The sequence below is a fragment of the Alphaproteobacteria bacterium genome (assembly GCA_030680745.1).
GTDB lineage: Bacteria > Pseudomonadota > Alphaproteobacteria > JAUXUR01 > JAUXUR01 > JAUXUR01.
On record JAUXUR010000084.1, the window covers coordinates 1 to 8,447 of the forward strand.

Annotated in this window: 7 protein-coding genes; 3 read left to right on the top strand and 4 right to left on the bottom strand. The window is 34.0% G+C overall.

Features of this window, described 5'->3' with window-relative positions:
- Nucleotides 1-324: 324 nt before the first annotated feature.
- Complete coding sequence (locus Q8L85_10500; protein ID MDP1725115.1) at nt 325-690, bottom strand: hypothetical protein; 366 nt, start codon at nt 688-690, stop codon at nt 325-327.
- 207 nt (nt 691-897) lie between these two features.
- Between Q8L85_10500 and Q8L85_10505 the strand changes: the two genes are divergently transcribed.
- Nucleotides 898-1,560 carry a hypothetical protein gene (locus tag Q8L85_10505; protein ID MDP1725116.1) on the top strand — a complete coding sequence of 221 codons (663 nt, stop codon included), beginning with the start codon at nt 898-900 and terminating at the stop codon, nt 1,558-1,560.
- Between the two features lie 168 nt (nt 1,561-1,728).
- On the opposite strand, the gene Q8L85_10510 is transcribed toward Q8L85_10505, so the two are convergent.
- Nucleotides 1,729-2,541: an alpha/beta hydrolase gene (locus Q8L85_10510; GenBank protein ID MDP1725117.1), complete on the bottom strand. Its 813-nt coding sequence runs from the start codon at nt 2,539-2,541 to the stop codon at nt 1,729-1,731.
- 139 nt (nt 2,542-2,680) lie between these two features.
- Nucleotides 2,681-4,609, bottom strand: a complete 1,929-nt coding sequence (dxs, locus tag Q8L85_10515; protein ID MDP1725118.1) for a 1-deoxy-D-xylulose-5-phosphate synthase — start codon at nt 4,607-4,609, stop codon at nt 2,681-2,683.
- Between the two features lie 126 nt (nt 4,610-4,735).
- Here dxs and Q8L85_10520 point away from each other — a divergent pair, with 126 nt between their 5' ends.
- Nucleotides 4,736-5,767 (top strand): GNAT family N-acetyltransferase, encoded by a 1,032-nt coding sequence (locus Q8L85_10520; protein MDP1725119.1) that lies wholly within the window; start codon nt 4,736-4,738, stop codon nt 5,765-5,767.
- Between the two features lie 104 nt (nt 5,768-5,871).
- Here the strand turns inward: Q8L85_10520 and Q8L85_10525 are convergent, their stop codons facing one another.
- Nucleotides 5,872-6,963, bottom strand: a complete 1,092-nt coding sequence (locus Q8L85_10525; GenBank protein ID MDP1725120.1) for a hypothetical protein — start codon at nt 6,961-6,963, stop codon at nt 5,872-5,874.
- Between the two features lie 159 nt (nt 6,964-7,122).
- Between Q8L85_10525 and Q8L85_10530 the strand changes: the two genes are divergently transcribed.
- Complete coding sequence (locus Q8L85_10530; protein MDP1725121.1) at nt 7,123-8,166, top strand: hypothetical protein; 1,044 nt, start codon at nt 7,123-7,125, stop codon at nt 8,164-8,166.
- Nucleotides 8,167-8,447 lie beyond the last annotated feature (281 nt).

Genomic DNA, 8,447 nt, shown 5'->3' on the forward strand with positions numbered 1-8,447 from the left:
CAAAGACAGAGTTTTAAAAAATATAATGTCGCGTGCTCAATCGTTGGGATATGTGCTGTTAAGAAAACCGGAAAATGATGTCAAAAAAAATGACTTGTTATCAACATCTTAAGTCTTGGTCATTAGAAGCAGCGAAGCTGCGCGGCAATCTAGTCAAAAAAACAATATTTAAGCGTTTAAAGGGCTATTTTCTGGATTGCTTCTTCACCTTCGGCTCATCGCAACGACGGAAACCTAGGGTTTTGTTATGCTTAAAATTCGTGTAGATCTCTCAGGATCAAGCCGCGGGAAGTAGGAGGGTTGTAGTGTTTTCGAGTTATTTCATTATACTTGATAATAAATCTCATCTATTTTGCTTATTTGAAGATTATCCTCAGAAGACAAAACGGCAAGAACATCAAATTTTCCAGCTTTTTCCGTTTCGGCCATAAACCTAATAGTACATTCTTTGTTATTTGTAGATGGAAGAATTTTTTTTATTTCAATTGTCCAGCTGCCCATTGTTTTTTTAACTTCAGTTAATTGAGTTTCTAATTCCTTTCTACCAAGCGTAAGAATGATACCATTTGCAATTTTTTGAAAATCAGCTGTGAACAACTTTTCAATATTCACACTTTGATCAATCTCCACTCCAGAACCAAAACTAGACATAAAATCATTATATTGCTGCGCTAAATGTTGAATTGACATTTTTTAATGCCTCATTTGATGATGTAGATTAACGATTTTCTAATTCTCTATTAGTATGGCGTTAATATTCCGTTTTGAATAGGATTATATTCTAGATTAAAGGTAAACACACTTTTGTATAAAAAAATAGTAATATATATTGACATATTGTTTGTAATGTGAGACTATAATTATAGTTTAAATTATTTAATATAAGGAAATTTTATTATGAAAAAGCTATTTGTAGCATTGGCTACTATTATATCCGTCTCTAGTTTTGCAGAAGCTGCAAAAGTTGTTATCACAAATGATTCAGATTATATGCTTGAAGTATGGACCGGTAAATTTCCAAAACCCTGGAAAGATAAATTTGTTGAAGCAGGTCAGAAACTAGTTCTTGATTTACCTGATGGTCAAGAAACAATAGTTAAAATGTATCGTTATAATATGGCAGCTGCTGGTAAAAATATTTCTGGTGTTGTGGGAAGAATAATGACAGCTGAAGCGCCATCAAAAGATAATGCACTTGCATGGGGAAGTGGATTCGCTTCTTTTGGAACAGCACTTTTTAAAGGTTATCCTGTTAAAAGAGTAACACTTAATCCATCACAAGTTACTGATGGTCAAATAAAGCATATTATTGTAACTGATTATGAGCATAATGAAACAACGATTGATGCAACATTATCAGATGCTAATATTGTAGATTTTGAAGATCTCGTTAATGTGTTAACACCTTCTTTAGTGCCTGCGTTGGTAATTGAAGAAGTACCGGCACCTGTGTTGATGATTGAAAACGTAAATGATGAAGTATTGGTTGAGCTTTTAGAATCTGCATCTATATCTTCAAAAAATACTAAAGAAGAACCAGTAATTGAAGAAATTGATTAATTATAATCTACAATCTAATTAAAGAATTTTTTTGGTTTGAGTAGAAATGAAAAATCCTTTTTGATGTAATAATCAAAAAGGATTTTTCATTAGCATCGCGATTAAAAAATAGATTGCATATCAATTCACTACACAACCTTAACAAATAATAGCGCGTCAAATCGTTCTTTAAAATCCAGCAACGTGTTTAAAATCGATGCTTTTCTTTAAAAATGATTTAAGATGATTTGTAACAAATTCAGGTTGTTCCAAATTATTTACATGGGCCGCATTTGGAACAATCACGCATTCTGAATGAGGTGTTGCTTTAGCCATTTCTTGAGACTCATGTGGTGGTCGAGCAATGTCATCAGCACCTACCATGTAAAGCGTTGGACATTGAATCTGTGAAAGATCTTTCATTCTATCTTTACGATTGAAAATACCACGACCAATTGTTGTAAGGCCTTGAATGCGTTGGGGAGGATAAGCAACAAGACTTTGAACAAATCGATTCACCAAAGTAGGATTATTTTTGAGTGTTTCTTTTGTAAAAAAGTAACTTGCTAATTCTTTTGCAAATTCTTGACTAATTTTAGCTTCACGATCTAAACGATCCATTAAGCCTAAATATTCAGTCAAACTTGATGCTGGTTCTCTTCCCACATGACTCGCTGAAACTACAAGTGCTTTAACAGCTTTCGGGTATTTTAGTGCCAATTCAACACCAATCATACCACCTACCGAAAGACCAACAAAAGCAAATTCCTTAATACCTTGTTTGAGTACAGCTTGATAATAGGCTTCAGCCATTTCCTCTATAGAGTAAGGTGATTTTGGAACATTTGGAGATTGACCATGATTCCAAAGCTCAATTCCGAGGCAGTGATACTCTTTTGATAATTCATTAACTTGAGGATCCCACATATGAGCATCCCATAAATAACTATGACCAAATACGATTGGATAGCCGTTTCCTTTTTCAACGATATGTAAACTCATTATTATTCTCTTTCGTTTTCATTTTTACCTTGTTGTAAATTTTGCGCCGGACAAAAAAAAATTTCAAGAAAAATAATTTATAATGAGATTTGTATTTTTGATATCAATTTTTCAAAAGCTACATAATGATATTAATTCGCTATAATAAATTCGCAACTGATGTCATGTCTTTCTGGACCCCCAAAGCATTCAACGCAACACGCACGATTGAGGAAACATTAAGACCTGCAAGTTCATATTGTTTTTCAGGTGTATCATGATCAATGAAAAAATCTGGTAATGTCATGGGACGGCATTTAAGGCCTCTATCCAACAATCCCTCAAGCGCCAAATAATTCAACACATGCGATCCAAACCCACCGATTGCACCTTCTTCAATCGTAATCAACACTTCATGATGCATTGCTAATTGACGAATCAAATCAGTATCGAGTGGTTTTGCAAAACGTGCGTCAGCGATAGTTGTTGACCAACCTTGCGCTGCCAAACGATCAGCGGCTTTCAGGGATTCATGCAACCTTGTGCCAAAATTAAGGATAGCGATTTTACTACCCTCCCGAATAATACGCCCCTTCCCTATTTCTAGGATCTGCGGGATTTCAGGCAAAGCAATTCCAAAGCCCTCGCCGCGAGGATACCGCACCGAAGATGGATTTTGGTCAAGTGATACTTGCGTTGCAATCATATGAACAAGTTCTGCCTCGTCCGATGGTGCCATCACAATAAAACCAGGTAAATTCGCTAAAAACGCTGTGTCGTAACATCCTTGATGCGTTGCCCCATCAGCGCCGACCATGCCGGCTCTATCAATTGCAAAACGTACTGGTAATTGTTGAAGTGCTACATCATGAACAACCTGATCATAACCGCGTTGTAAAAAAGTGGAATAAATTGCGGCAAAAGGACGCATGCCTTCGGATGCCAAGCCAGCTGCAAAAGTCACTGCATGCTGTTCGGCAATACCAACGTCAAAACAACGATTCGGAAATTTTTGTGCGAATAAATCAAGCCCTGTGCCGGACGGCATGGCCGCATTAATCGCGACGATTTTAGGATCTTTTTCAGCTTCTTTAACCAAGGCTTCACCAAAAACTTTGGTATATTGTGGTGCTTTTGGTTGTGATTTTGATTGAGCGCCCGTTATCACGTTGAATTTATTCACACCATGATATTTATCCGCTGCATTTTCAGCCGGTAAATAGCCTTTACCTTTTTGTGTCACCACATGAACCAAAATGGGACGCGTCTGATCACCATCACGTACATTTTTTAAAATAGGGATAAGATGTTCTAAATTATGACCATCAACAGGTCCCACATAATAAAAACCTAATTCTTCAAATAATGTGCCACCTGTCATCATGCCACGCGCATATTCTTCAAGACGTTTGGCCCATTTTTCAAACGCTTTAGGAAATTTTGTAGCCAATGATTTCATCGCAAGCCTAAAGCTACGATAAGGTTTTGATGAAATAATCCGGGATAAATAAGCGCTCATAGCACCCACAGGTGTTGCAATGGACATATCATTATCATTAAGAATAACGATAAGTCTTGATTTTTCAGCCCCTGCATTATTCATGGCTTCATAAGCCATGCCAGAGCTCATCGATCCATCGCCAATAACAGCCACCACATGATTCGTCTTACCTTGCAAATCACGCGCAATAGCCATACCTAAAGCTGCTGAAATAGACGTACCCGCATGGGCCGCCCCAAAAGGATCATAAATACTTTCGGTACGTTTTGTAAAACCTGAAAGCCCACCGCCTTGACGTAATGTATGTATGCGATCACGACGTTCCGTTAAAATTTTATGGGGATAGGTTTGATGACTTACATCCCAAACCAAACGATCCTCTGGTGTATTAAATAAATGATGTAACGCGACTGTTAATTCAACAACACCTAAACCTGCACCTAAATGACCACCCGTTTTAGAAACAGCCTCAATCGTTGTCGCTCGCAATTCATCAGCCAATTGAATAAGCTGAGGAATTCCTAGATTTTTCATATCATCTGGATTGTGTACAAGATCAAGAAGTGGCGTTTTGTTCAAGTCAGTCATTTGCATCTCATTACATCGTAAAAATAGTAGACTACATATTCATACAACATTTTTATAAAAAATGGAGAAAAAAATGTTCTTAAATATGCTATAAAATATAATTACTGAAAAATAGCGAGTTTAAAGATGATCGCGCCAAAAGAAAATTTGTTACTCTCCATTATCCCTGCAACGATAGAAGACTACCCAACAATTCAAAACATGGCCCGCTTTTATGTATATGAAATGACACGCACTTGTGGATTTATTTCTGACGATTGGCATTGCCCCAAAGACGGTCTATATGAATCATTCGATTTTAAAATTTATTTTGAAGCACCTGACAGATTCCCATTCATTGTTAAAATAGGCGATGAACTCGCTGGATTTGTACTCATTAATAAAGTTGGTGTTTCTCCAAACACCCAATGGAATATGGGCGAATTTTTTATTCTTGCCAAATTTCAAGGTAAAGGCATTGCCAAACAAGTAGCAAACATGATTTGGCAAAAATTTCCAGGAATTTGGGAGGTACTCGTTATCCCTGAAATGGCCTATGCCTTAAAATTTTGGCGTAAAACAATCAACCCATTTACGAATAGCCATTATACGGAAGATTATAAACTTGTTCGTTTTGATCGAGACCAACCCAATAGATTTATTTTTACTTTTGACACATCGTTTATAAAAGATAAAATTCCAATTAAACCTGTTATTTCAAAAGCTGAAACATCCCACATCGATGCAATGATTTTATTATCTGATGCCAAACGAGAATCATACGAAAAAGTACAACCTCAATTTTGGAAACGCGCCGATAATGCCCATGAAAAACAAACCGAATGGTTTCATGCTTTATTAAATCAACCAGATCATATTCTACTTGTTGCCGAAATAAATAACAAAATCAAAGGGTTTATTATTGGACGACTAATCCCCGCCCCTGAAGTTTACAATCCAGGGGGACTCACCTTAATGATCGACGATTTTTGTGTTGCAGAACCTTCCATGTGGCAATCAATTGGTGCAGCACTTTTGTTTGAACTCAAAAAACAAGCCAAACTAAAAAATGTATCACAAATTCTTGTCGTTTGTGGCCATCACGATAAACCCAAAAAAACTTTTCTTGATGAAATGAATTTATCTATTGCTTCTAATTGGTATGTAGGAAACATATAGTTAAATGACTTGAAATTCAGACAAAGAGCAACAAGCAAATATATCCTTGTATACATAAAAGAAGCGCAATGATGTATCAATTCAAATCATTTACTATATAATGATTATTTTACAAGTTCGTAATCTTCATTCAGAAATTCTTTTTTGTAGAATTCAAGTTTTTTTAACCTTCCATTTCTTTTAAAACTTTTTAATTTTTCAGTCATACTCTTATCATGATCATTAAAACTAGGTGATATTTTTAATTCTTCTATATTTGATGTGCCCGATTCAAGAAAAGAAAAAATAACATTATAGCCGTTAGGTGTAATAAAATTATTTGAAAGATCTAGAACTTTAAGCCTTGGGAATTTTTTATAAAGCAAACTCAAATCATCATCTGTCAAATCTGAGCTATGCGCTTTAAGGCTAAGAAGCGAACTATCTTCATCCCCAAGCCTTTTTAAAGAATCTTTAATAGGTGTATCAGATAAATCCAATTCAATGATTTTTGTCAAATCTAACTTTTCTAAATCAAAACGCGTAATATGATTTTTCGAAAGATCTAAATATTTTAAATTTTTCAAGAACCTAACCCATCGCCTTAAACTTTTCTCCGTTATATTCGTATTAGAAACAGATAAATATTCTATGTTTTTAAATTTATAAATAATACGCCCACAATCATCACCAAGAACATTATTGCTTATATCCAAAAACTCTAATATAGGTGTCCCTTTAGCAAGTTTTTTTATCATTAAAGGTTCAATTGAATCATATTTTGAACTATTTGAAAGATTTAAATATTGTATTTTTTTTAAGAATGGTGTTATGGCTACTAACCCCCTTCCACCAAATAAAATATTGTCAGAAAGATCAAGATATTTTACATTATCAAAAGATGATAATAACATAATTAAATTATTCAATTTCTCTATAGAATTATCTAATTCAGAGACTTTTAAAAAAACAACATTTGGATAAATCTTTATTAAATAATCTAAATTCTCTTTTGAAATTAAGTTTTTAATTATTATTTTTTTTACACTTGGATCTATAGAATATTCTTCAATTTTATTATTCAAAATCGTATTAATTTCTATTATTTTCAACTGATCAATAATGACTGATGGAAATTCATTATTCTGAAAATACAATTGATTTGATTTTACTGAAAAAGAAACACATAAGAAAAAAAATAAAAAAAACAATCTCATTAAATTCTCCATGAATTATAAAACAACTTACACTAATTATAAATCTAAATTATTTTTTTTTCAATAAAACTTTTCAAATAAAATTAACGTTTAATTAAGTAATTTTACATTAAAATAATATTAACAAAGAATGGATAAATAAACTAATAGGAGGTTTTTATGTCTAAGTTTTATTTTTTATTAGCAGTTTCTATAATGAGCTGCTCACAAAGTTTCAGTCTTACAAAGATTGAACTCACAAAACCAACAACAATACACGATAGTCCCGTTGGTGGAAAAATTCATGTCATAACACCAGATAACGTCAAAGAATTACTTGAAATACATCATAAAGCAAACGGCCATTGTGTCACAATAAAGAACATTGGCGATAAAGGCGGATCATTCACATCTGCCCTTTACCATGCGACCATACCTGCCGGATGTGGCAACAACCAAGAAGAAAAAAAAGTTATTATAAAACAGCTGGCAACAGAAGATGAAGAAGTTACAAACTTAGAAGCTGTGCAAAGCCATGCGCACCTCCAAAAAAGCCAATTAGCAAAAGGCATAAATATCAATCTTCCTGAAGGGATTTACAAAACACAAAACACCACAGAAAACGGTAAAAAAGTCCGTGGCGCTTATGTTTCTATAATGCCTGAAGCGACAGGAAAACCTTTAAAAGCGATTCTAGATGAAAAAGATCCAAATAAAACAAAAGAAGCTTTTGAAGCCTATGGTAAAATGATGGCCTTACACCATCAAAAAAATATGGATCATCATTCAAAACCTGGCTCAGCAGAAGAAGCAAAACTTGGATCCGCAAACAATTACAAAACATACACACATGGAGATGCGCATTGGGACAATGCATTTTACGATAGCCACAAAAAAGAAATTACACTGATTGACAATGAAACAATGGCAAACGATGGAGTTATAATAAAAAGAAACATTGCAGCTGATATTTCAAAAGCAACCGACCACTCAAGTAAATTTGTTGGAGGCTGTCAAGATAATCAAGCAGTAAAGGCTTCAAGCTCTAAATGTGAAGAATCCGTTCTAGCATCATCACATTTTTTAAAATCCTATATTGCTAATTACCCTATAGAAGAAAGACCTCATATAAAGTCGTACATTAAAACAATCTTGGGCAAAAACACAGGGCAAATGACTAAAGCAGGTCAATATTTATTTAACAATATGCTTAATTCTTTATAAAAAATCTCCACACCCCTCTCAAAAGCAGCTTCATACAAAAGCTGCTTTTTTGCATTAAACCTACCACAACCAGTTTGCACACAGCTCATCAATATATTTGCAAAAAACTAATAAGAACTTTATAAAAGAAGTATATAATTAACCATAGTACACGACACTTTTAACCAATTAAATCTATAACAAATGCTAGCAAAAAATTAACATAATTACATCGATTTATTTTTTCAAATGAAATATTATTTTTTATAAAATCAATACCATAAGTAAATAAAGAATATAAT

What these genes read in the sequence shown, in the direction of transcription:
- Q8L85_10505 (MDP1725116.1), top strand. Translation starts at nt 898, where the DNA reads ATGAAAAAGCTATTTGTAGCATTGGCTACTATTATATCCGTCTCTAGT.
- Q8L85_10525 (MDP1725120.1), bottom strand. Translation starts at nt 6,963, where the DNA reads ATGAGATTGTTTTTTTTATTTTTTTTCTTATGTGTTTCTTTTTCAGTA.
- Q8L85_10500 (MDP1725115.1), bottom strand. Translation starts at nt 690, where the DNA reads ATGTCAATTCAACATTTAGCGCAGCAATATAATGATTTTATGTCTAGT.
- Q8L85_10530 (MDP1725121.1), top strand. Translation starts at nt 7,123, where the DNA reads ATGTCTAAGTTTTATTTTTTATTAGCAGTTTCTATAATGAGCTGCTCA.
- dxs (MDP1725118.1), bottom strand. Translation starts at nt 4,609, where the DNA reads ATGACTGACTTGAACAAAACGCCACTTCTTGATCTTGTACACAATCCA.
- Q8L85_10510 (MDP1725117.1), bottom strand. Translation starts at nt 2,541, where the DNA reads ATGAGTTTACATATCGTTGAAAAAGGAAACGGCTATCCAATCGTATTT.
- Q8L85_10520 (MDP1725119.1), top strand. Translation starts at nt 4,736, where the DNA reads ATGATCGCGCCAAAAGAAAATTTGTTACTCTCCATTATCCCTGCAACG.